This is a genomic window from Arthrobacter sp. PL16, assembly GCF_035985055.1.
In the GTDB taxonomy this organism is placed as follows: Bacteria; Actinomycetota; Actinomycetes; order Actinomycetales; family Micrococcaceae; genus Arthrobacter_D; species Arthrobacter_D cheniae.
In genome coordinates, this window is sequence record NZ_JAXCIC010000013.1 from 14704 (window position 1) to 38286 (window position 23583).

The 23583-nt window shown below is 62.7% G+C and carries 23 protein-coding genes; 7 read left to right on the plus strand and 16 right to left on the minus strand.

The annotated features are described in order from the left end of the window. Positions 1-173: 173 nt before the first annotated feature. The 3 genes from RCH21_RS16560 (at position 174) to RCH21_RS16570 (ending at position 3786) form a co-directional block, all read left to right on the plus strand. Positions 174-1691 carry a DUF4041 domain-containing protein gene (locus RCH21_RS16560; RefSeq protein ID WP_326965315.1) on the plus strand — a complete coding sequence of 506 codons (1518 nt, stop codon included), beginning with the start codon at positions 174-176 and terminating at the stop codon, positions 1689-1691. A 985-nt stretch (positions 1692-2676) separates the two neighbouring features. Then, the gene (locus RCH21_RS16565; RefSeq protein ID WP_326965316.1) at positions 2677-3048 is read left to right on the plus strand and encodes a hypothetical protein; all 372 of its coding nucleotides are present in this window, start codon (positions 2677-2679) and stop codon (positions 3046-3048) included. A 339-nt stretch (positions 3049-3387) separates the two neighbouring features. Next, positions 3388-3786 (plus strand): hypothetical protein, encoded by a 399-nt coding sequence (locus RCH21_RS16570; RefSeq protein ID WP_326965317.1) that lies wholly within the window; start codon positions 3388-3390, stop codon positions 3784-3786. A gap of 760 nt (positions 3787-4546) precedes the next feature. On the opposite strand, the gene RCH21_RS16575 is transcribed toward RCH21_RS16570, so the two are convergent. From RCH21_RS16575 to RCH21_RS16585, 3 genes are all read right to left on the minus strand, one after another. Beyond that, positions 4547-5260 (minus strand): GAF and ANTAR domain-containing protein, encoded by a 714-nt coding sequence (locus RCH21_RS16575; RefSeq protein WP_326965318.1) that lies wholly within the window; start codon positions 5258-5260, stop codon positions 4547-4549. Positions 5261-5290: 30 nt separating this feature from the next. After that, the gene (locus RCH21_RS16580; protein WP_326965319.1) at positions 5291-5968 is read right to left on the minus strand and encodes a GAF and ANTAR domain-containing protein; all 678 of its coding nucleotides are present in this window, start codon (positions 5966-5968) and stop codon (positions 5291-5293) included. A gap of 281 nt (positions 5969-6249) precedes the next feature. Continuing rightward, a complete protein-coding gene (locus RCH21_RS16585) occupies positions 6250-6843 on the minus strand; it encodes a recombinase family protein (RefSeq protein ID WP_326965320.1) in 594 nt (197 codons plus the stop codon). A gap of 197 nt (positions 6844-7040) precedes the next feature. On the opposite strand from RCH21_RS16585, the gene RCH21_RS16590 reads away from it, so the two are divergent. Next, positions 7041-7997 (plus strand): hypothetical protein, encoded by a 957-nt coding sequence (locus RCH21_RS16590; RefSeq protein WP_326965321.1) that lies wholly within the window; start codon positions 7041-7043, stop codon positions 7995-7997. Positions 7998-8563: 566 nt separating this feature from the next. On the opposite strand, the gene RCH21_RS16595 is transcribed toward RCH21_RS16590, so the two are convergent. The 4 genes from RCH21_RS16595 to RCH21_RS16610 all read right to left on the minus strand — a co-directional run bounded on the left by RCH21_RS16595 (position 8564) and on the right by RCH21_RS16610 (position 12282). Next, positions 8564-9184, minus strand: coding sequence for a DUF1345 domain-containing protein (locus RCH21_RS16595; protein WP_326965322.1), 621 nt, complete (start codon positions 9182-9184; stop codon positions 8564-8566). Positions 9185-9323: 139 nt separating this feature from the next. Continuing rightward, positions 9324-9911: a hypothetical protein gene (locus RCH21_RS16600; RefSeq protein ID WP_326965323.1), complete on the minus strand. Its 588-nt coding sequence runs from the start codon at positions 9909-9911 to the stop codon at positions 9324-9326. Positions 9912-9926: 15 nt separating this feature from the next. Next, positions 9927-11075, minus strand: coding sequence for a zinc-dependent alcohol dehydrogenase (locus RCH21_RS16605; protein WP_326965324.1), 1149 nt, complete (start codon positions 11073-11075; stop codon positions 9927-9929). 58 nt (positions 11076-11133) lie between these two features. Beyond that, positions 11134-12282, minus strand: a complete 1149-nt coding sequence (locus RCH21_RS16610; RefSeq protein WP_326965325.1) for a glutathione-independent formaldehyde dehydrogenase — start codon at positions 12280-12282, stop codon at positions 11134-11136. A gap of 150 nt (positions 12283-12432) precedes the next feature. Here RCH21_RS16610 and RCH21_RS16615 point away from each other — a divergent pair, with 150 nt between their 5' ends. Next, complete coding sequence (locus RCH21_RS16615) at positions 12433-13398, plus strand: LysR family transcriptional regulator (protein WP_326965326.1); 966 nt, start codon at positions 12433-12435, stop codon at positions 13396-13398. A gap of 220 nt (positions 13399-13618) precedes the next feature. Here the strand turns inward: RCH21_RS16615 and RCH21_RS16620 are convergent, their stop codons facing one another. From RCH21_RS16620 to RCH21_RS16660, 9 genes are all read right to left on the minus strand, one after another. After that, positions 13619-13963: a DUF7793 family protein gene (locus RCH21_RS16620; protein WP_326965327.1), complete on the minus strand. Its 345-nt coding sequence runs from the start codon at positions 13961-13963 to the stop codon at positions 13619-13621. 330 nt (positions 13964-14293) lie between these two features. Beyond that, positions 14294-14674: a GNAT family N-acetyltransferase gene (locus RCH21_RS16625; protein WP_326965328.1), complete on the minus strand. Its 381-nt coding sequence runs from the start codon at positions 14672-14674 to the stop codon at positions 14294-14296. Positions 14675-15016: 342 nt separating this feature from the next. After that, the gene (locus RCH21_RS16630) at positions 15017-15463 is read right to left on the minus strand and encodes a hypothetical protein (protein ID WP_326965329.1); all 447 of its coding nucleotides are present in this window, start codon (positions 15461-15463) and stop codon (positions 15017-15019) included. A 68-nt stretch (positions 15464-15531) separates the two neighbouring features. Next, positions 15532-15831 carry a hypothetical protein gene (locus tag RCH21_RS16635; RefSeq protein ID WP_326965330.1) on the minus strand — a complete coding sequence of 100 codons (300 nt, stop codon included), beginning with the start codon at positions 15829-15831 and terminating at the stop codon, positions 15532-15534. Positions 15832-16094: 263 nt separating this feature from the next. Next, positions 16095-17192, minus strand: a complete 1098-nt coding sequence (locus tag RCH21_RS16640; protein ID WP_326965331.1) for a hypothetical protein — start codon at positions 17190-17192, stop codon at positions 16095-16097. A gap of 383 nt (positions 17193-17575) precedes the next feature. Next, positions 17576-18679 carry a zinc-dependent alcohol dehydrogenase gene (locus RCH21_RS16645; RefSeq protein ID WP_326965332.1) on the minus strand — a complete coding sequence of 368 codons (1104 nt, stop codon included), beginning with the start codon at positions 18677-18679 and terminating at the stop codon, positions 17576-17578. Beyond that, a complete protein-coding gene (locus RCH21_RS16650; protein ID WP_326965333.1) occupies positions 18676-19695 on the minus strand; it encodes a Gfo/Idh/MocA family protein in 1020 nt (339 codons plus the stop codon). Before RCH21_RS16650 ends, RCH21_RS16645 begins: the two co-directional genes overlap by 4 nt. Beyond that, the gene (locus RCH21_RS16655) at positions 19692-20807 is read right to left on the minus strand and encodes a glycosyltransferase (RefSeq protein ID WP_326965334.1); all 1116 of its coding nucleotides are present in this window, start codon (positions 20805-20807) and stop codon (positions 19692-19694) included. The genes RCH21_RS16650 and RCH21_RS16655 overlap by 4 nt, the downstream gene beginning before the upstream one ends. A gap of 14 nt (positions 20808-20821) precedes the next feature. Further along, positions 20822-21793 (minus strand): glucosyl-3-phosphoglycerate synthase, encoded by a 972-nt coding sequence (locus RCH21_RS16660; RefSeq protein ID WP_326965335.1) that lies wholly within the window; start codon positions 21791-21793, stop codon positions 20822-20824. A gap of 227 nt (positions 21794-22020) precedes the next feature. Here RCH21_RS16660 and RCH21_RS16665 point away from each other — a divergent pair, with 227 nt between their 5' ends. Together RCH21_RS16665 and RCH21_RS16670 are read left to right on the plus strand one after the other, a co-directional pair. After that, on the plus strand, positions 22021-22704 hold the full coding sequence (locus RCH21_RS16665) for a histidine phosphatase family protein (protein ID WP_326965336.1): 684 nt from the start codon (positions 22021-22023) through the stop codon (positions 22702-22704). Positions 22705-22953: 249 nt separating this feature from the next. After that, positions 22954-23487: a MarR family winged helix-turn-helix transcriptional regulator gene (locus RCH21_RS16670; protein WP_326965337.1), complete on the plus strand. Its 534-nt coding sequence runs from the start codon at positions 22954-22956 to the stop codon at positions 23485-23487. The last annotated feature ends 96 nt before the right edge of the window (positions 23488-23583 follow it).

Here is a 23583-nt window from a genome sequence, read left to right on the forward strand (position 1 = left end):
AATACATCACAGTCAGCAGGTCCGGCCAGAATGCACGGTTGCAACTGAAGATGCTGGTCGCCGCGGATGTCGAGCGTGTTCTCGGCATGAGTTTCGTGTCGGCAGAGCTTGGGCGATGACTGACGGTAGGACCTGTTACGGTTCGGGCATCATCACTGAAATCTGGGGGAACCATGTCCAACTTCTCATCTGGTCCGTCGCCCGAACCCGCTCAGCCAAGGAAGCGACCAGCGGGATTCGCTCTTCATATTTGGTTAGCCTGTGCGCTGCTGTTCCTCATCGCCCTCATACCCACCCAAGGGTTCCTCTTCAGCCTGCTGCCTGCTGCAGGCGTGATTTGGATTCTTCTGGACATACTGAGGCAGTACCGGCAAACCTTTGGAGTCTCCGCCGAATCAACCCACGTGAGCGCCGAAAACACCTACCGAACAAACATGGGCGCCCCGCCTGTCCCGGCCAAGGGACTGAAGCAGTACGCCGATGAGGTGTACCTCGCTAACGCACAGATGCTTGCCGACCTCAACCGCTTCGGCGCCATGGACAGCTTGGCCAGAGAACGCCACGACAAGGAACTGGCAGCGAGTATCGCCAGAGCGAAGCAGGATCTAGCCGCTGCGGCAGCCGAGCTCGCCGCCGTGCGGAACGACGTACTGGACGTCCGGCAGGTAGCAGAGCGGCACAACGTGGGTTTCTACGACTATGAACACCCGGCCGAGACGTCCGTGAAGCTGGCCAGCGAACTAGCTACCGTCCGGGCCCATATCAAGAACAAACTGCGTGAAAAGACCGCGGTAACTACAGTCTCCGGGTTCACGTTCAACGGATCCACGCGAGAGGGTGACAAGTTTGTCCGAGACCTTTCTGCGCTGCTGCTACGGGCATACAACGCGGAAGCCGAGAACTGCGTCAAAACTGTAAAGGCAGGGAACCTCGACACCGCTCGTGCCCGACTCGAGAAGTCACGGGAGCAGATAGCAAAACGAGGGACCATGATCGGGCTGCAGATCACCAGCGCCTTCCACCGACTCCGGGAGCAAGAAGTAGAGCTAGCCGCTCGACATCTTGAAGCGCTAGCAATCCAAAAGCAGCTCGAGGCCGAGGCGCGTGCCGAAGCTCGAGAAACGGCCAAAGCCCAGCGCGAATGGGAAGCCCTTAAGGCAAAGCAAAAGAAAGAAGTGGACCACTACGCGAACGTCCTTGCTCAACTACAAGCCGCCGGCGACCTGGAAGGCGTCCAACGGGTTCAGGAACAGCTCGAAGAGGCAGAAGCGAAACTCGCCGACGCTGAAGACAACGCACTGAACACGCGAGCCGGCTACGTCTACGTCATCTCCAATCTCGGAGCGTTCGGCGACGGGGTCGTAAAGATTGGTATGACACGGCGCCTGAACCCAATGGAACGAGTGCGCGAACTTGGAGACGCCTCCGTCCCCTTCCTCTTCGACGTCCACGCCCTCTTCTTCTCGAAAGACGCCGTGGGAATCGAAACGATGCTTCACCAACACTTCGCGGACCGACGCGTCAATCTCGTGAATCTGCGCCGCGAGTACTTCTACGCAACACCATCAGCCGTCCGAGACGCCCTCATCGAGCATCAGGTCGAGCTCGTTGAATACCAGGAAGCCGCACCAGCCGAAGAGTTCAGCACCTCCAACGAACTACGGAAAGCAACTCAGCTCACTACAGCTTGATCGAACAAGCGGGGGGGGTGTGTGTGAATCCAGCGTCGCACCTCGCACGCCTGCTATCTCGCAACCGTTCCCTTGCGGGACGATGCTGGAGCGGCTGAATCCGCCAAAACCACGCTTCAAAAATTCCGCTGTGACGAAGACTCACACGAGCAGTTCAAAAGAACTGGCTCCTAAACGGTGGTCGGTCCACTCGATCGACGCTGTCCCACGGTGCTTTTGTCGTCGGGTGAGCTTCGGATAGATACCGGAGGGCAGGAAAGACCCTCTGCCTGTCAGTGTCGTCCCGACTCATGGCGCTGGTATCAAAGTCAAGTGCGTCCTTCTTCTTGACACTTTGACTCTCAAGACGAGAGTCTCATCTTGTCGCCCCGGACCATGGCACAGCCGTTCACGCCGTGCCATCAGGGAGTGCCATGAGGCAGACACACCAGAACCCGGACGAGTCAAAGCTTCGTCACGAAGTCTTGTTAGAGCCCCGAGCGGGCAACACGACAGACTCAGAGGCATTGAGTGATCTGCAGGCGGTGATCGCTGTGATGAGTAGCGGTGGCCTCACGTGCGAAGAAATTGCCCTCGTGCTCCCCCTTCCGCTCCGCATGATTGAAGATGCCTTGCAGCACGCAGTGGGAATTCTCGGTCTTTCGGGCACTGAAGACCTTACGCATTTGGTCGTTGCCGCGCACTACGACCGCACCGCCCTCACCCCTCGAGCACACCCCAAGCACCAAGCGGAAAATGCTCCCCCCCTAACAGATGACACATCTAACAGTGATGCCCCCACACTGTGTGGACTCGCACAGGCATCGCGGGGAATGGAACCCGACGTTCTCCCTCCCGCCTACCCAACCGTCCACTCCAGCAGCCATGCGGACTGCTCAGTGAACTCATTGGTACTCCTCGACGCAGCCGAAGCTGCACAAGTACACGCTCAGGAACTGGCGGACCCCGCTCCGATGTCCGGCAGCTTAGGGAAAGGGCAGCCGCGATGAGTTTGCTCGACCGGGAGGAAGAGACGCAGCGCGTCCTCATCAACGCAGCGATGATGGCCTCCGACATCTCCTGCCGGACCGCCTGGCGGCGTTACACCGAATACACCGGCATGGTGGACCAGTTCGGGATCAGCGCTTACCTTGCAGGCCTGGTGGCACTACCGGTGGAGGAGTGCAATCTCCTCGCTCACGCCGTCAACGAACTTATCGACGAACGACCCCCTCCTCTCAAGGCCCCTCATCGCGGTCCCACGCCTTGGTCCCTCGGCCCGACCAGCGGGGGAGAACACGACAAAACACGCGATGAACTCCTCACCCGATGGCTCATGGATACCTCCGCGGAAACCCGCTATCGATGGGAACAATAGGGCAGAGCACCACGCCAGTCTGTAGCTGAGCGTTGCCGAGCGTCGCCAGGCGGGATCGGTAGGTCCAAGGCTCGAATGTCATTCTTCGCGCCTGCGACGAACATCTCCCCCGAGAGGGTCCTGAGACCCGCCCCTAAGCCCTCACCGCAACTGTGATGAAACTCTACTCACCATAGATCCCGGCGCATCGGCTGCCTGATTGAGCGTGCTGCCGGCAGGTTCAGGACGGCCAAAGCGCACCAAAGCACAGCTGCGCAGACTACATTCCTACTATCGGTAGCGGCGGGCCGCGGGTGTTTCGGGACCGAAAACTCCCACTTGAACGCCAACGATGGGCACGTGCCACTGATCCTCTGCGTCAAGTCGTCCTACCAGGTGCGCCCGCACCCAAGAGCTCAGATCCCCGCTCGTCCGCGTCTCATCAACCACGTCACGCAGCAGGTGGCCCCCATGACGGGGCAAAGACACCTTTGTTCCATCAAGAAACGACAGGATCAACTTCACCTGGGTATGTGCACGCCCATGCTGCACTGCTTGGACTGCCTCGTGCTTCAGGGCGCCGAAGGCATGATGAAAGACCAGGTTCGGTCGGTCGAACACGGGATGGGAGGGACGAACGACCGTATGAAATGCCACCCAATGCAAGGGATGAACATCCGAAACTACAGTCACCGCACCGACACGGGCACGGATCTGCAGCCACAGCAGATCATCGGCGACCCCGGCCTGCTGGGCTAGGACCCCCCGAACGGTACACGCATCCCACAAAGACTCAATACGGTGGCGTACCGCAGGAACATCAGCACACGTCACCTCAAACCCGTCGCCGTCTTCCTCGACATCGACCCTGAACACCAACACCACGCACCACCCACCCGGGTACGGACGGCACCCGTGCGTCCACAGTAGAAGCAGAACCATCCCCACACCAGCAACCCATAACCGCATCCCCTCCCAGCGCCGGCAGTTGCAACGACGAATGGCAGGGTTGCTGCAGTGTTGCGGACTCTGGCGCGAGGCCGATAACGGTTTCCGTTACTTGATTCCGGTTCCAGTAGACGCCACGGGAAGCCGGGAGTGTTGGGGGTGTGCCACATTCCCGTCGCAGGGGCAGGGCCGGTGCAATGAGCGTCAGTCACGGTCCGGCTCGCGGCCCAATGGTCGGTGACAGCGGGGTAGCCCGATGCCTTCACCGAGTCAGGGAAGTTCATCGGTGCGACCAGTGTCAGTGAACGCGACACTTCCCGCGATGAAATCCTCACACGGTGGCATATGGACACCTCCCATAAGAGAACAATCACTGGCGGGACCTCTAGGACCAGAGACCAACCACTAAAAACCAAGGACCAAGGCGCAGACATCACCCGTGCACGGCTATAGGGGCCTCAAGGCGGCAACAGCAGGGCCGACACTTGGACAGTCCCTCTATCTACCGCAACCGTCGTAGCTCGACCTGGGTCCGCTTGCGCCCTGTGGAGCGGAAGCTGCCGGTTTGTGGTTAAAGGGTGAGGGTGCGGTCCAAGACGGCTTGTGCAGTGTCAGTCAGGCTGGTTTGGTGGGATCGAGCATGTGCCCGGAGCCGCTGAAAGGCCTCATCCGTGCTGACGTCAAGGATGTGGGCGATCATGCCCTTGGCTTGTTCGATGAGGATGCGGCTGTTGAGGGCGCGCTGCAACTGGTCATTGACGGTGGCGGATTCTTTAATGGTGCGCTCCTGCAGGATGCTGATGGTCGCCACATCGGCCAGTGCCTGCCCGATGGCGATGTCCTCGCCGTTCAGCTCCCCGGTGTCGGTGCGGAAGAGGTTCATCGCACCGATGGTTTTGCCGCGGACGCGCAGCGGGAAGGCGTGCACGGACTGGTAGCCCTGGGTAGCGGCCTCATTCTTGAATTTGGGCCAGCGGTCTCCGGTGCCGGCGATGTCCCGAATGGTCACAGGAACACCGGTGACGTAGCACTCGACGCATGGTCCTTCGCCTGACTCCTGCTGCAGGACCTCTATCAGATGGCTTTCCTCGCTGGTGGACGCCAGCACCTGCAGGATGCCGTCGGGTCCGGCCAGCATCAGTCCGGCGGCAGTCGCGTCAAGCAGATCAACGGTCTCCTCCACGAGGGTGTGCAGCAAGTCGAGTACGTCGTAGTCATCGACGAGGGTGTCCGCGATCTTCACGAACGCTGCGCTGACCCGGCTTGCCCGGGTGCTGGATTCCATGAAGTCCATTTTAGAGGTCCTTACCGCAGTTCATCGGTTGGATGGTGGCGTGAAGTTCAGCCGTTTCGCCAGGACCTCGTTGGAGGTCTCATGCACTGATTGCCCGTTGGCGAAGGCGTGCCCCCGCAGCAGTAGCAGCGCCTCCGCGGCCGTCCCTCCGGTCTGGGCGAGCACCATCCCTGTTGCCTGATGGATCTCACGACGGGACGCGGATAAACCACCCCCCGTAGAATCCTGCTCAACGTCAGGGGCAAGGATGCGCCGCAGCAGACTCCACGCGGCCTTATCGGCCAGTACGCGAGCAGTCACCACATCAGCCCCAGCCAATGCTCCCGGGATTGTGCTGTAGAGCTCGACGACCCCGATGTCCATGGCCCCCACGATGAGAGGGAATACGAACAGGGCTTCCGCGTCGAAGTCCATGAGCGCTTTGCCGAGAACCGGCCACTTTTCATGCGTCATTGAACGCGCGTGGGGCAGGAAGACAGGAGTCCGGGAACGGGCGGCCTCCCACCGTGGACCTTCCCCCAGGTCGAACTGCAACTCGTCCAATCTGGCCGCGAGGTCATCACTGGCGCACAAGGTGGTTTCCTGCGCGGAGCCGCTGAACGCCGACAGCGCCGCACCCGTGACCGGTAGCGCGTCAATGAACGATGCACACAGGCTCGAACAGAGCTCATCCAAACCGGGGCTTCCTTCCGCGCTCACCGAGACCTCACCGGAATACTGGGGGTAGGAAAGTTGGACCAGTTCAGCATCTCCTTCACCTTCTCCGAGGATCCTTACTTCGTTACGCCACGGACTCTGCGAACTGTGTGCGCTCGTGCCGTGGCCGACAATAGTCCATTCAAGTTTAGGCGCGGACCATCACGATGACCGGGTCCACTCAGGGGTGCAACGCCTTGGTTTCCGGGGCGAGCACCACTTCCTTCACACCTGACTCCCACGCTTCATCAACAGGCAAACTGTGCGTGTCTGCTCCGCCCTCGTTATACACGCGCGTTGCTGCCGATGCTTAGGTATCGGTACACGGTCGCTCGGCTGACCCCGATGATCTTTCCGATATCAGCCGGTGCGAGCCCCTGGGTCTTGAGGTCCCTGGCACGTCTGACCTTCTCGTGTTCAGTGGTGACTTGCCGCCGGCCGGCCTTCCGCCCGTTCTCCGCCGCCGCCGCCATGCCCGCCCTCGTGCGCTCGGCCAACTGGTCCCGCTCGAGCTGAGCAAAAGCGGACATGACAGTCAGCATCGCCCTGCCCATCGGCCCGGTGGTGCTGATGCCTTCGGTGACACTGCGGAAGTGAACTCCCCGCTGTTCCAGATCATCGATAAGGGCCAAGAGGTTGCGGGTATTGCGCCCCAACCGATCCAGCTTCCACACAACGACCTCATCCCCCTTTCGGAGGTGCTCGAGAAGCTTGTCGAGCTCGGGGCGACTGGCCGTCGTGCCGCTCACCCCATGGTCAGTGAAAATCCGATCGCACCCTGCAGCAGTGAGCGCTGCATGCTGCAGGTCAACGTTCTGCTCCAAAGTGCTGACCCTGGCATAACCGACACTTCCCACCCCAACCCCCTCCATGCTCATCAAAGGCCTTCTTTTGGCTTGTTGAGAATAGCGGACGTGAGACACATTGTTGGGACAAGACGCGCAGGCAGGAACCACCGCAGATACTCGACTCCTCCCAACTCCCTGCCAAGGTGCTCGTTCCGTCTAGTCAAAGGATCCTTTGCTTGGACGCCTTGCGGGCATCGCATGTGCGAGACAGGCACTACATTCGGTGAGTGTCTTTTATCGCGTTTCCCGTGCTCGTGGCGGTTCTGCTGTCAATCGTGATCCCCATGATCGTCGGAGCGGCCGTCCGCCGCAGTGACCGGAACGATCGCTCGATGACTCGCCCGAACCCAGACACGGGGGCACTGTTCATAGTGACGAATCGGCGCTGGCAGTCCGTCCTGTTCCGTGTGCTCGGCATCGCCTTCCTGGTCATAGGCGGCTTCTTCACGCTCGTCTCGGTCGTGGAATCCGAGGAGATGGACGGGCCGGGCCCCCTCATCAGTGCGGCAGCGATCACGGTCGCCGGAGCACTGTTCGTCGTCCTCGCCATGGGAATCCGCCGATTCCGGGTCGACGCGTACGACAGCCACCTAACGGTCCGCCCCTGGTTCCGAGCGATGCGGGTCGTCCCACTGACTGAGATCGGGTCGGTCCGCCCGTCGCTCACCAACTTCGGCGGAGTCGACGTGAAAGATGCGAACGGCAGGATGCTCTTCACAGCGACCAAGATCAGCAGCGGCTACGACGACATCGTCGCCTATCTGCAGGAGCGTTCCCCCCTGCAGCAGACCCCTAACTCTGCGGCGCCCACCGACGTCGAGCCTTGGCAGGGCGCAACCCTTCGAGCCGAGTGGATCCCGCTTCCCCGCGGGCGCAAGGGCACCCTGGAATCGGGCGTTCTCCTCACTGCTGGCGCGGTGGCCGGGCGCATGTACACGAGCGAGCTCATCCACCTACTCAATCACCGCACCGGCATCGTAGAGTCCACCACCCCGGAGCCCCTCGTCTTCCTCTGCTGGCCCGACTCAGCATCACCGTCATCGGTCGTCTGGGAGGCCACCAAGAACCTACCGGCCGACTCACTGGCACTCCTCGCCGACCCCATGGACAACGGACCAGCCGCCGTACTCACCGGAACCGAACTCACCCACTTCTCGGAATGGATCAAGACCCTTCCCCGCTAGCCCGGCTCGGCCCGGGTATGTAGTAGAACGTAGGTGCACAATCGGTCATTCATGCCGCCCAAGGTCGGGGCAGCGGCCGAGGTGCCTAAGACCACCCACAGGTGTCCCGCTTAGGGCACCATCACCGGGCATTTTCTCGGACAGGTCTTACGAGAATCGGAGCACTCAGCACTCGCATGGAACCTCTCCGCTTGGCACGGCAGGGCGCGGCTAGCCCAGTAAGGGACCGGCTTACGGGCACCCCACAAATGCACTTCAGACGCTGACATTGTCCGGCAGTTCAGCCGAGGGGGCGAACCACCTCGTCCGACCCCCTCGGTGAGGCGCCGAAGCTTCACGTTCCTCAGATCACGGCCCCGCATACAAAGTCGCACCCTTCGGCGCGACACCTGCGCTGAGCTCGGTATCCTAGGCCAACAAAACCCGCCTCCAACCGCCTGCAGACCAAGGGAAAGATCGAGCGCTTCCACCGCACCCTCGCCTACGGCTGAGCATTTTTCGCCGCTGCAACTCGGAAACGGCCGTCCAGAGGTCTGCACAGTGCGGGCAGCCACGCCGCGTCGCGGTCAGCTGGATTGGCCGAGGCTGACGACGAGGTTGATAGCCACTGCGACCACGAAGGTGCCGAAAAAATAGGACAGCAGGGCGTGCCCCAAACCAATCCTGCGCGAAGGTGTGGAAGATTCGTTCACATTGCTCGCGCTGTATGCCATGCCGATCGAGAATGCCGCGAAGGCGAAGTCGCTGTATGAGGGGTCCTCGTTCTGGTTGAAAGTAAAGTGATGATGGTTGTCGTGGTAGTACATTCGGGCGTATTTGAACGCGTAGACGGTGTTGATCAGAGCCCACGCGATCACCACGCCGAGAGCTGCCAGGATCGCCGCGGCCACGCCGATGGGGTCCTTCTGCTGGCTGCGGAGCAATGCAAAGACGACGGCGACGAGGCTGATGAATGTCGCGCTGATGATGAGGGAGTCCAGGAGCCGGCGAGATCGACCTTCCTGGAGGGCGAGTTTACCCGTGGCCTCCGGACCTGCGGGCCAGGCTTTGGCCCAGGCCCAGCCCAGAAAGACGCCGCCAGCGACAGCCCATCCAATCAAGGGCGCGAGTTCAGGAGCACCGAGCAACACCGGAACGAGTGCGATAACGAGGCCGATGACGGCCGCGACCAGAGCCTTGCGATTCATGTGCTCCATCTAAAGGGGTGCCCTCCAGCCTCGATTGACCGCGAAGGGGTCCGATCGCCCGCCGCTCGGGTCTGAGCAGATCTCGATCGCTCAGCGTGTGCCCATTGGCCGCCTGGTCTGCGGACCTGGGAAACAGGTGTCAGGACACGCGGTGCTTATGCAGGGTCTTGAGCGCGCCGACGACGAGTGCGCCGCCCGCCAGTGCCCAAGGGGCGCCGACGATCAGGGGGTCCATCCACTGATGGCTCAGGTCGGTCCGCTTCTTCCCGAAGCGCGAACCGATTCCATGATGGGAGAACTCGCTGACCACCCCGGTCTCGGTGACCGGATTGTCCGGGCGCAGGGTGGCGAACGAGCGCAGGTGGTTTTCCCATGCGTCCACCCGGTCGCCCGCGATAAGCAGCAGCCAGTGCGCGGCGCGGCCTTCGCTGTATTTGTAGGCGTATTTCCGGATGGCCCCGGACGCGCCCTGGGGTGGGGTGGAGGTCCCGAAGACGGGGGTTAGGAAGGCGTGTTCGACGGACCGTTCCCGGGGCCATTTCTCGGGCTGGCGTTCGGGGAAGTCCCAGTGCGCGCCGGTTTCGATGCCTGGTTGTTCGCGGGGGTAGGAGGGCCTGTCGGCCGGGTCGAGGTCCGCGCCCCAGCCCGGGATCCTGGCCCGCAGGTCCTCTACGGATTCCTTCAGGGCCGGTTTGGTGGCGGTGTAGGGCGTTGGTATGGCAGCCATGATGGTTTTTTCCTTTCAGGCCGGGCTCGGAACGACGAGCGGTTTGATGCAGTCATCGAGTTTGGCGGAGAAGATGTGGTAGCCCTCGGCGATGTGTTCCAGCGGGATGCGGTGGGTGATGATGTCGCTGGGCTTGAGGTACCCGTTGCGGATGTGTTCGAAGAGCCGCGGCCATTGCCGTTTGACGGGGCATTGGTTCATCCGCAGCGTCAGTCCCTTATTCATGGCATCGCCGAATTTCACGGCGCTGAAGATGGGGCCGTAGGCGCCGACCACGGACACGGTGCCGCCCTTGCGGACGGAGTCGATGGCCCAGTTCAGGGCGATGGGGGAGCCGCCCTGCAGTTTCAGTTTCGCGGCGGTGACGTGCTGCAGGAAGTTGCCGTCGGCTTCGGCTCCTACGGCGTCGATGACGACGTCGGCGCCCAGGTAGTCGGTCTCCTTCTTCAGGTGCACCACAATGTCGTCGTACTCGGCGAAGTTGTACGTCTCGGCATGGGCAAAGGTGCGGGCCTTCTCGAGCCGGTACTCCAGATGGTCGACCACGATCACGCGCCCTGCGCCCATCAGCCAGGAGGACTTGGCGGCGAACAGGCCTACCGGCCCGGCGCCGAACACCACCACGGTGTCGCCTTCGGCGATGTCACCGAGCTGGGCGCCGAAGTAGCCGGTGGGGCAGGCGTCGGTGAGCAGGACGGCGTCCTCTTCGTCCATCCAGTCCGGGATCAGGCCTGGCCCGACGTCGGCGAAGGGGACGCGCACGTACTCGGACTGTCCGCCGTCGTACCCTCCGCAGGTGTGGGAGTAGCCGTAGATGCCGCCCACCGCCGTCGCGTTCGGGTTCACATTGTGGCAGTTCGAATACAGGCCCCGGGCACAGAAGTAACAGGACCCGCAGTAGACGTTGAACGGCACCATCACCCGGTCCCCGACCGCCAGGTTCTGCACCGAGGAGCCCACCTCGTGCACCACGCCGATGAATTCGTGCCCGAACGTCATGCCCACCCGTGTGTCCGGCATCATGCCGTGGTAAAGGTGCAGGTCGGATCCGCAGATCGCTGCCTTCGTCACGCGCACAATCGCATCGTTAGGATGTTCGATCGCTGGAATATCCTTCTCTTCCACGCGAACCTTGTAGGGCCCGCGATACACCATGGACCGCATCAGTACCACCTCCAGGAAATTGCTGGTTTCTGAACTGGAAAGTTTCGTCCGGGCTATTTCAGGCGCTGACGGGGTGAAGGACGATCTTGGTCCAGCCGTCTTCGCGGTTGTCGAAGTTCCGGTAGCCCTCGGGGGCCTGGTCGAGCGTGAGTTCGTGGCTGACGAGGAAGGAGGGCTTGGCCTTGCCGCCGGCTATGAGGTCACGCAGGGCACGGTTGTACTTCTTCACCGGGCACTGGCCCGAGCCCATCGTCTGTCCCTTGAACCAGAAGTTCCCGTAGTCAAAGGCCACCTGGCCCTGCCGGGCGAGTTCGTCGGGGCCCCCGGGGTCCTGCGGCAGGAAAACTCCTACGACGCCCAGGCCGCCGACGAAGCGCACGGAGTCCACGAGCCGGTTCAGGGTCAGATTGGGGTGCTCGGTGCCTGAAGGGTCGTGCGCCTGGTAGCCGACGCATTCGCAGCCCCGGTCGGCCCCGAATCCCATGGTCTGGTCCTTGACGAACTCGACGGGGTCCACTGCGGAATCATCGACCGGGATGGCCCCGATCTGTTCCGCCAGCTTCAGGCGGTCCTTCTGGCGGTCCACGACCATGACCTTGCCGGCACCTTTGAGAATGGCCGAGTAGGCAGCCATGAGCCCGACGGGTCCTGCGCCGTAGATGACGACGGAGTCCCCCGGGTACACCCCGGCCATCTCGGTAGCATGCCAGCCCGTGGGAAAGATATCAGCGACCATCACGTAGTCGAGTTCCTTCTCCACAGCGTCCTCACCCAGGCGCAGGCAGTTGAAATCCCCGTACGGCACACGCAGGTACTCGGCCTGGCCGCCCTGATACGGGCCCATGTCCGCGAAGCCGTACGCCGCACCGGCAAGCTTGGGCTCGGGTTGCATGGTCAGGCAGTAGTTGGTGAAACCCCGTTCGCAGTTCTTGCAGAATCCGCAGGCGATGTTGAAGGGCAGTACGACACGTTCGCCCACCTTCACCTTGCTCACGGCCGGGCCGGTTTCGATCACTTCGCCGAGGTTCTCGTGCCCGAAGGTACGTCCGGGTTCGAAACTGGTGCGGCCCTCGTACATGTGCAGGTCCGAGCCGCAGATGTTCGCCGACGTGATGCGGACCAGCACGTCGGCGGGATGTTCGATCTTGGCGTCCGGCACGTCCTCGACGCTGACGTCGTTCGGTCCCTTGTAAACCACTGCCTTCACGGTGAGCCTCCTTGAATTGATGCGGCAACGGAGATGACGCCGACCCAGCGGCCTCCTCGCCTTCGGCGACCCATCGAGGCAACCCATCAACGCACAACACGATTGTTCGCCTCCCCCCAGGTGGCCACCACGACATAATTCCTCCGGTACGTGAGCCAGGGACTAACGTGGACCATGGAGTTGCGACACCTGCGGTACTTCGTTGCGGTGGCCGAGGAACGGCACTTCGGGCGCGCAGCCCGCAGGCTGCGCATCGCTGCCCCTTCTCTGTCCCAACAGATCAAGGTCCTGGAGCGGGACCTGCACGTCACCCTGCTCGAGCGCAGCCCTCGCCGTGTGGTCCTCACCCCTGCTGGGGAGGTGCTGCTCGAACACGCCCACGTCCTGTTGGCCCGCGCCGACCGTGCCCGCTACGAAGTCCGCTGCGCCGATGGCCGTCATCGGCATATCAGCCTGCGCGTCGCCCCGGGTGTGGAACACATCCTGAAAGATCCCCTGGGTCGCCTCTCCGGGCTGGCCGCCGAGCTAGAGGTCACCGCTGTGACCGCCACCGACAGCGACGCGATCCGCGCGGTCCGGGACGGGCACACTGACGCCGCCATCGTGTGGGTGCGCTGCGTGCAGGACCAGGACCTTCCGGGGCGGCTCCTGGCTCGCGTGCCGGTACACCTGGCCCTGTCGGCCGAGCACCGGCTCGCCGCCGCGGAGGCCGTCCCGGTCACCGACCTCGCCGAGGAGACGGTCGTGATGATCCCCCGCGATCAGTTCCCCGGCATCTGCGACTACCTCCTCGCCCACCTGCTCCCCGCGGGCCCGGCCCGTCCCGACCAGGTACTCACCCCGCCGAATCTCATCAACGCACCCGAAGCCCTGCTTCGCGCCGTCGCCGCAGGCCATGGGGTAGCACCGGTCGCACCGGCGGCGGCCGAGCACTTAGCGGTACCCGGGATCGTCGTCCGCCCCGTGGCGCCCCCCTTGCTGGCCCCCCTCGAACTGATCTGGCACGACCCCGCCCACCCCGCCCTTCCCGACGTCATCGCCCTCCTCACCAATACCGGAGGACAGGCACCCGCTAGTGAGCAGGGCGATGAACGGCACCAAACGCCCCGCAAATAGCAGACCTTGCAGAACCCCACCACACCGACCGGAGCCCCCTCTCCTGACAGGGCTCGGAGCCAGCTGGAGATGACCCGCAGCATGACCCCGCCTGGTCAGCGCGAATTTGTCGTTGCGGTCGATCGCCCGGCGCCACTGCATCTCGCAGTTAGTGAATAGGCGATCGATCATTGCCTTTGATACTTCGGGGTGAAGTCATTCACAGCCACCTCCTCTCTGATCAGACCGGCGTGGGGCATGCGGTCAGCCAGGTCAGGGCTTCGTTCCGGTGGGGGAAGTAGCGGCTCGGGTAGGGCGGGTTATGGACCACGGTGAAGTGATCTGCGATTGTCTTGTCGACAGGGGACGGACCCACCAGGGCCAGCGCCCCAATGTTCAGTTCCTTCGCGAAGTGGCTCAGGGCTTTACTGCTCAAGGTCACCATCTCGTTGAGCTCGACGAGCATCGGCAGACGGGTACTCCTGCAGATCGCCTCAGCATGCTCGATGAACGCGACTGCATCTGCCTCAGTAACGCTCATCCCCTCGGCCCAACCGACCGACAGGATCCCGTTACGCAGTTCCATCGTGAACGGCCTCAGCAGTTCCACAGGAGTACCCAGCCTCTTGCTGCACACAATCTCTCACTTCCTCTCTGAAGCTCGTGTACGACCGCCTGATAATCCTGGGGTACGCCGACTGTACCGACACGCGTAAGGCATTCACGCGTCAGACGGGTGATTGGCTGGCCGTGTCAGGGCCTCGTGTTCGTCGGTGAAGAAGCCGACCTCCTGATCGGACTGTTGTACAGGCGCGACCATGACCCAATCCGAGGGCGCCTGTACGCACTTACCCCGATCGGGACGTTCGCAAGCCCATCCTGTCTCGTGCATGATCTTGCCGTAGCGCGAGGGAGCTCAGTCGACGAGTGACCTCTCAAAGACGTCGTCGGTCTCGGTCGCCCACTGCTTCTGTCCGTCATCGTCAACGTACTGGTAGGTCGTCGTCGTTGATCGTCCCGTAGGAATGAAGCCCAAGCGCTCATAGAGCCGGCGAGCACCGTCGTTGTCGGTGCCGACGCTGAGATAGAGCTTGTCGAATCCCGCTAACGCGGCGTAAGTCTCGGTCCAGGCGCACAGGGTCGTCCCTACACCGGCGCCTCGAGCGGACTCCTGCACAAAGAGGTGCTTCAGCTCCGGGGTGTGATTGGAAACGAGATCCAGCACGACTGTTCCGGCCGGTTGGTGCTTGCACCAGGCTGCTGCGTAGATAACGGTGCCGGCGGCCTGATGCTTCAAAAATTGCGGGCGATGCCCGATCCCGGCGGCTCGATTTCTTCCAATGCAGCCAAGTCGCCGTCGACACACTGCCAAATCTGAATCTCGTCAGTCACGCTGCCCCTCGGCCTAGCGTCTTCCTCGAGCCTACCGAGGACTACACCTCAGCACGCTTCCGTCCCATTGAGAATCCCCAGCTGCACCAGACAGACGGTGCACTGACTTCTGCCCCGCCAATCTTGCGTTCAGAACCCCGCCATCTTGGCGAAAAGTCACAGCATCCGGAGCGGTAGTCGTGTTGCTTAAGCCGTGTCCGGAAGCTGTGCACGGCGAGCAACCTTGATAGTGCAGATTAGGGAAACCCTAGAACAGGGTTGGGGCTTCGGGGTCGGTGCCGGTGAGTAGGGGTCGGATGATCGGTTCGTTCCATCCGTGCTCGAGGAGGGCTGTGCGCAGCTCGACGGACTGGGCACGGAACTGGGCGCGGCCGACACCGCGCCACCGGAACGTCGAGGCGTTGGCGTGCCGGCCTTTCTGGGACCGGTCGAGCATGTTCAACGCCTGGGTACCGGGCAGCAGGTGAGTGTCCGTCCCGGTACTGGCGTGGACGCACAAGGGCACGTCGCAGACGTGCATGAGCGCGATGCCCGAGTGCAGGGTCTCTCCGGTGAGATGTTCGTAGGCGTAGCGTTGCGGCCGCAGGGCGCGCTGCTCGCCGTCCCTGGTAACCCAGAACCGCCCGTAGCCGTCGTCGGCCACGGCGCCGGTCCAGATCCAGATCCAGCAGTCATCCGACCGCGGGCCCTTCACGACTTTCTCCCAGAACCGGTCAACCTCTCCCCTGCGCCGTCGCACCGCCGACTACCTCCGCCAGGACGTCATCGGACCCGCGCGGGACGGCGGACGATCGGCCTGTGGCCCTCCATCCGCACCACACCGACGATGATCAGTGCAGCCGCGCCAGTGACCAGCCACTCGGCCCACCAAGGGCTGTCGGAGACGGCGACTGGAACGAGCAGCAGGAAAAACCAGAGCGCAATCGCCAGGGCGCCGGCGACCTGGTTGCGGACCCGCGGCGGGATGAACAGCAGCAGCAGCGGCAGCCGGAGGATGGCACGGACCAACAGGTAGCTGTACCGAACGCTCGAGGTGAGCCACCAGCGGATAAGTCCGATCATGATGCGCTCCTGATCAACAGCGGTTTGGTCGTGCGAGTTTTGCCCTCACCATTTCGTGCATGATGGCAGATCACACTGACGGTTTGACCATCAGCTCACCTCACCACGGACTGTCGGGGGTATGAACGGTAGGGAGAACCAGAGCGCGATGGCCAGGGTGTCGGCGTCCGCGATAGCTGGCGCGGAAACTCGCTATGTGATTTGTCGATAGATTTCGCGAGGAAGGTGTGCGAGACAGGACCGGTGCTCGGGTTGGCTCGTTGCTACTGCGGGCGATTTTCGGATAGTTGGCGGCGATCGTATTCGCGGGAGCTGAAGGTGGCTTTTTTGACGGATTCTTCGTCGTCAAGGCTTGATCCGAGTGCTCCGGCGATTGTTCCCAGGGAGGCTGAGAGCCAGGCGAGGTTGAGGTATTCGCCGATGTCAGCGGTGTGTCCTAGTTGGGTGGAGAGGTATTCGCTGTTGATGATGATGAGCGCCCCACCGAAGATCACGGTAAAAAGCCCCAGGTACATCACGGCAACCGCGATCAAGATGGTGAGGACAGTGGCGAAGTTATAGCTCACGCGGCGTTCGGTGCGCAGTTCTCCTACAGGGCGTTCCCACAAATTGTTGTACGTGATCAGCCAGATGGTCATGATAATGATGGAGAGCAGGCTGATGGACGCGAGTCGGAGGGGACTGAGATAGTCGGCCATGCTCCAGATGCTGGTGTAGAAAACCCCGAACGCTCCCGTGGCCGTCGCCGCGGCCATAGCGCTGGAGAGATCGGGCACGATCCGCCACGGGCGGTTGCCAAGGACCATGCCGGTCAGGAGCTGCGCCCGACCGCGGATCCCAGCCAGGGTCTGATACGAGTTTTGGTTCGCTTCAGCGGCAGCAGTGGTGCGCTCGGGGGAGATCGTGTGGATCGCTGAAGAAATTCTGCCAAGTCCCAGGGTGCGTGCGTTGGCGGCCCCGTGAAGGGCTCCAATGGTTTGTAGCAGTGCTCGACGAACCCGGTTTTTCCGCATCACGCCCAGAGCGGGAAGGGCGATCATTGCCGAACCGTATCCGGTGTTGATGCTGGAGATCATCGGTTGAGAGTTCGCATACTTCGGCAGGTCTGTGAGGTAGATGAGGTAGTCCCATCCCAGACGGTCACGGACCTCCTCGGAGTGGATGTTCAACTCCACTTCCCCATTAGGGTCCAACGGCAGGGACTGCTGTTCGACCTCGATAACCCATTCCACTCCGGGATCAAGTGAAGAGTTGAGTAACTCGGCTGTTGTCGACTGAAGCTTCCGAGCCAATGCCATCGGTAGCTGAGGGTCGGCCATCAATCCCACTGTTTTCTTGCTCATTACCGTCGCCTCGCTCATGAGTTCAGGATAGGAGAGCCGGCTGGGGAGGAACTGAACATCCGGTCGAACTCGGTGCCTCTACATCCATGAGAGCAACCCACTTAGCGAGGTCCACTGAGTGGATTGAGACCACTACCGACTCTGGGCGCCGACCCGTTGAGGACCGTCAAAGCTTCAATCGACTTCTGATCCGTGAGGGTCAGTCCAGGCCTACCGAATGAATCCATCGCCTCGGTACTCGATCTCGTGGTGAAGTTCATCGGCGCACCTGGCATCAAGCGCTACGATCCTGCGGCCAATGGCAGTGCCGCCTACCTCCGCTCCTTGGAAGGAAGCCAAGCACCTACGGCCGAAGATCCCGCCGAAGCACCCCTTGTGACCTCACTCAGGCTGATACGTGCTTAGAGGAATGCGGGGTCTACAGCGAAAACGGCGGTTAGGACATGCCGTTGGCGTTGGGAAACTTCGTGCATCAAGAGCGGTGCGTCGTCGTAGGGTACGACGTCGGTGATCAGGTGTTTGCGGATCACATTCCCGTGGGAGCGCAGTAGCTTGATGGTTTCGGCGGAGAGCCGGGCACGGTCCCAATGCCCTGCCAGGCCGCGGGGAACCCGTCCGATTTGTGCGCAACGCAGGCTCAGTCCGTTGTGATGAAACTCTTCACCGAGGCGCACGGCGTCCGCTCCGCTGGTATAGAAGGCCAGGTCGATGATGCTTCCCTGAGGGCGGGCTGCACGGAGGGCAGCGTGGAGTGCTTCGGGGCGTCCACGGCATTGAAATACAAGGTCCGCGCCCCGGTCTGCCGGGCCATGGCGCCACCGTGTTTTCAGTAGCCTGCCGGGATCATCTTCCAGGTCCAGGGCAAGGAAGCCCAGTTCTTCCGCCACCCGGCGGCGGTGCGGGTCGGAGTCTGCGACGGCAACCTCGCGTGCGCCGAGGGACCGGGCGAAGAGGGCGGTGAGAAGCCCGATGGGACCGGCTCCGGTGACCAGCACCTGACGTCCGTCCACGCCGTCGGCAAGACCGCGGACCATGCCTCCCGTAGCCTCCGCCGCTGCATGCAGTAGACCGTTGGCGCAGATCGGCCCGAGATGCGCCACGAAGACGCCCAGCAGCGGGTCAAGATCCTGGCCCAGTAGCACCAAATGCTCCTTGAGCGGATCCGCTACATGCATGGTGGCATGCCCGTAGGCGCAGGCGAGGACATCTCCCTGTGAGAATGCGGCAGTTCGCGATTGTGCTACCCGGGCGACTTCCATATAGCCGAGCCGCCGGATCGGGTAAGCAGTGCCGGCGGCGTGCGGTACAAAGAGGCCCAGGTCCGGATCCAGGCTCGATCGCAGCCCCGGGTGGTCCCCTTTGACGAAGGCAAGTTCCGTGCCCGCGGACAGACCTGTGACGAGGGTTTCGAGCAGCAGCCCGCTCTCGGGAACGTCGGGCAACTGCTCCTCGACGATTTCCAGGGCCCCGGCTGTTGGGAGGATGAGGTTGCGGCGGCGCCTCACGTTATTGCTCCGTGGACTGCCGACTGCTCTTGGGGCAGCTTCACCGGCAGTCCGGTGCGGGCCGATTCGGCGATGGCGCAGCCGAGCCGGTGACTGCGCAGCGCCTCGGCATAGGGGGTGCGTGTGGATTCCCGCTCACCTTGGACGGCTTGGATGAATTCCCGGTCCACCGTTATCCGTGGATCCTCCGCGTTCTCCAGATCCGTTCGGGACGTGCCGTCGAAGCTGCTGAGGCCGGCTTCGGATACCTCGAGGTACAGGCCACGGCTCACGGTATGGAGCGCGGCCCGGTGTTTGGCGGCCAGCACGGACGTCGCAGCCAGCGTGGCTACCGCCCCGGAGGCGAAGCGCATCGTGGCGGCCGTGGCATCGTCGACGTCATCGAGCTCCTGGCCGGCCCTGCCTGCTGTCTGCGTGTCGGTGTCCGGCGCACTCCGAACACCGGCGGCGTATACCTCGACGACTTCGCCGAGGAGGAAACGGGCAGCGTCCAGAACGTGGGTCAACTGTTCCACCACCTGGCCCCCGGAGCGGTCTACCCGGCCCCACCATGGGACCGGGGGGCGTTTGTCGAGCCAGTAGCCGTTGGCCAGCAGGGCAGGGGCTTCCGTCAACAGGTCGCGCGCGTGTTCCATGGTGTCCATGCAGCGCCAGTGGTAACCGGTGCCGGTGACGACACCGGCAGCCTCGACGAGCACTCCGATTTCTTCTGCGACTTCCCGGCCGAGGCCGACCGGCTTCTCCACGAACAGGGGCAGCCCCCGGGAGAGCGCGGCGCGTTCACCCGAGCCGTGCGCGAAGGGAGGTACGCAGATATAGGCGGCATCGGCATCGGTGTGGTCAAGCGCTGTCTCGGGGTCCGGAAAGGCTCGTGCGTCCAGTTCGCGGGCCAGTTTTTCCGCCGCCGCCGGATGGGCGTCGGTGACACTGGTGATCCGGACGCCGAGTTGCTGCAGGGTGCGCGCATGGCGCTGCCCTACGGAACCGGCACCAATAAGAGCTACTTTCACGGTCACGGATTCTCCTGAAGGATCTGGTCGTATAAACGCAGGTAGCTGGCGGCCATCGCCTCCGGCGTCCACTCGGATGCCGCCTCGATGCAGTCCTCGGCACGGATACTGTCCAGTTTCTGCAGGAACCCTGCCAGCTCCGGTTCACCGGCGGCAAGAAACCCGGTACGGCAGTGCTGCACCAACGAGGGCAACACTCCCAACGGTGTCCCAACGACGGGAACGCCCCGTGACAGGGCTTCCACCACACCGGTCGCCCCGGGCTCGGCCCACCGATTGGGCGCCAGTAGTACCCGGGCGGAACGCAGAACGCGTTCTTTCGTTTCGCCGCCGACACCCCCAATCCACCGGTACAGGTGTCCGTCAAGCAGTGGACGAACCTCGTCCTGGAAGTAGATGACATCGGGGTGGGACGTCAGCTGGGCGTCGCCGGCCGCAAGACGGCGGTCCAGCTCAGCAGGATCATCAATGCCGGCGACCGGCCCGGCGAGCACCAGCGGCATGCCCGCCTGCCGGCAGATCCGCACGGCCGCGTCCTGCCCCTTGTCCCTGGTGATGCGGGCCAGCACCAGGGCATGATCTGCTTTGTCCACCCGAACCTGCAGTGCCGGCGGGGCCGCAAGCGGAACGACCCCGATAACCTGGTCCCGCAGTGCCTGAGGCGCGCGGTCCAACTGGGACTGCGATACCGCGGCGAACCGGACACGGCCACGACCGTCGAAGGATTCATAGAACGCGGCATGCTTGGCCAGGTCCCAATGCAGGGTCTGCAGCACCGGCGGGGCGGCCGTACCCATGGCAGCGAAGACCGCAGGTCCCACGACTTCAAGATGATCATGGACAAGATCCCAGCTGCCACCGCCGTAGATGGCCTGAACGATCCCCTGCATGTGGGCGTGGGCGATACCTGAAACCTGGTTGTAGGGCCGGGCGATCGAGGTGAACTGCGGCTCAGCAAGCGGATGCAGGTAGCTGTCGGCTTCGATCGTGCTGGTGCCGACGGTGGCCAGCGTGACATGAACACCGGCGCGGCGCAGTTCGGGAATCAACGTGGCGATGACCGTTTCGATGCCACCGTAACCGGAGGGTGGGACGGGCAGCCACGGCCCGGCATTCACCAGAACCCGCATCCTCAGACCCACTCCCCCGTGGTCGACCAGTGGTGTCCGACTTCCAGCATGGACGGGCGTTCGGATACCCCGATGGCGGTGGTGTCACCGATGTAGTTTTCGCCATTCCGTAGGAACTGGGTCAGCTCCACGGTGTGGGGGGCAGCCGGGGCAAGCCCGCGCCGGTGAAGTCTTGCCTGCACGGTGAGCTGGATCTGCATCGCCATCCTGGCCAGCTCGCCATCGGTCGAGTTGCGGTGGCGGCGCTCTCCAAGGTCCACCTGGGCCATACCGTCCAGACCCACCGTTTCCAGCACATCGATCAGCATGCCGATCTCCACGCCGTAGCCGGAAACAAACGGTATGCATTCGAGCAGGCTGCGGCGGCCGGCGTATTCTCCGGCCAGCGGTTGGACGACCCCGGCCAGCTCAGGCCAGAACAAATTCAGCAGGGGACGCGCCACGAGTTCGGTCACACGGCCACCCCCGGCCGGCATGACCTTGACCCCGTCATCGAGAGGGCGGTCGTAGTAGCTCTTGACGAAGTGAATCCGCGGCTCGGTCAGTAACGGGCCGAGCAGACCGACCGCAAACTGCGCGGTGAAGTCCTGCAGGTCCGCGTCGATGAACACGATGATGTCCCCCGAAGCGACCGCCAGGGACTTCCACAACGCTTCGCCCTTGCCAGGGATGCATCCGGTGTCCGGCAGGATCTGGTCCTGGTGCGCAACCGTGGCTCCGGCGGCCGCCGCCACCGTCGAGGTGTCGTCCGTGGAGTTCGAATCGATCACGATGATCTCATCCAGCAGCGGCACCTCTTCCATCAACTCGGTGCGCAACGCGGTGATGATCGCTCCAATGGTTGCTGCCTCGTTCTTCGCCGGAAGCACCACGCTGACCCGTTGACCTTGCTTGCGCGCCGTAAGGTCCTGCCGGTCGAACACGCTCCCCTGAAAACTACGGGACAAATACCAATACTGAACCTCTGCCCGCATGCCGGTTTCTCCTCGCCAAGCGTGCCGGTAGACCCCGGTCCGGCTATCGATAGGATCAGGTCGAAGCCTACGGTTCCAGCAGCCCCTTGGGAATAGATCAAAAAACCGGTTGCTCCGGGACCGCAAACCGCCCCGACAAAGGACAGTACAGGGACGGCACGGGCCTGGATCAGAGCCCTGATCGGAGTCGGGAATCTTCGGGGAGCCAGCGGTGATGAGGAGAATTGATGGACCAGTTACAGGCCGGCGGGACACGTCCCCGTCTGGTGTTGTGGAGGCATGGCCAGACTGAATGGAACGTGCTGGAGAAAGCACAGGGCCACGCGGATATCCCCCTCGATGCAACGGGCCGCTACCAGGCACAGCAGGCCGCGAAACTGTTGGCTACCTTCAGCCCCCGATTCATTTGGTCCAGCGATCTGGAACGCGCCCGGCATACCGCCGCCGAGTTGGCCCACCTGACTGGTCTGGAACCTGTGTTGGACAAGCGGCTGCGCGAATACCACGTGGGTATCCGGGAAGGCACCACCTTCGCCGAGTTCCGGCAGCAGCACCCGGACGTTTACGAGAAGTTCTTTACCGAGGAGAACTACCGGGTTCCTGGCGCCGAATTGCCCTCGGAAGTGAACCAGCGGATGAAGACCGTGATGATGGAGGCAGCCCTTACCCTGCGCGGCGGCGGCACCGGTGTGCTGGTCGGACACGGGGCCGCCCTACGCAACGGATTGATGGCCTTCTTCGACGCCCCGGCCCACATGCGCGAAATGTTCGCCGGCATGGCCAACTGCGCCTGGACCGTCCTGGAAGAACACCCCGACCGCGGCTGGCAGATCATCGACTTCAACGCCCAAACCCTGCCCAAAACGTCCGTGCCGCTAGCCGACGACATGCCCGCCGAACACGACACTTAGGACCAAACCGAAGCAGTCTCCTCGATACTGCACACACCTACTGCGAGGGCTTCGGTCCGCGCTCTCACCTGGGGCGACAACCCACCGTCGATGTGCGACACAGCGGCCCTTGCCGCCCCGAGTGCCTCACCCTTCCTGAAGTCCTTCAATCGATTGGGCCTCTGGCAGGCTTCCAAAGGGTTGACTAAAGCTGCCTGTGTCGGTGCGAAAATAAGAGGCTAGTCAGGCACGCGAGCAAGAGGACGCAGGATGGAATCCGGTGACTGGTCGACCAGTAGATTACTGACCACGGCAAGCCGCCTGTGGGAACACGAGCTCAATCAGAACCTCAGCCAGCTCGGCATCACTCATGCAAACCTCAGCACCCTGAGGGTCCTTCAAACTCATGGCCCATTGACGCAGAACAAGATAGCTGCGGCCCTTCACCTGCGAGCCCAGACCGTAAGCAGAATCCTCGACAAACTCGAAGGACAGGACCTGATCAAACGAGTCCGCGGACACCCCGACCGGCGCGCCCTCACCGTGCACCTCACCACCAAAGGGCTCGACACCCTCACGTCAGCGCTGACCCTCGAACTCTTACCGCAGACAGTGCCAACAGAACATTCCTTCGTTCCGTCCCGTGGCCCCTCGGGCTCCTTCATACAGGCCTACGAAGCCGATCTCCGCGCGGCCCTGATTCGCGTCATCACCGAAGTGGACAGCACCTGGAAGGGCGACGACACCGGCCTACCCACGGTCAGCCCAAACAGCCATCACGACAGGGGCATAACGCCCCTGTAGAACCACGTGAGGATCCTCATGAGCGATGCACCCCAAATCAATCCCCCGAGCAACCCGCACATCAACGAACTCGGTGTCATCATCGGCAGGACCAAA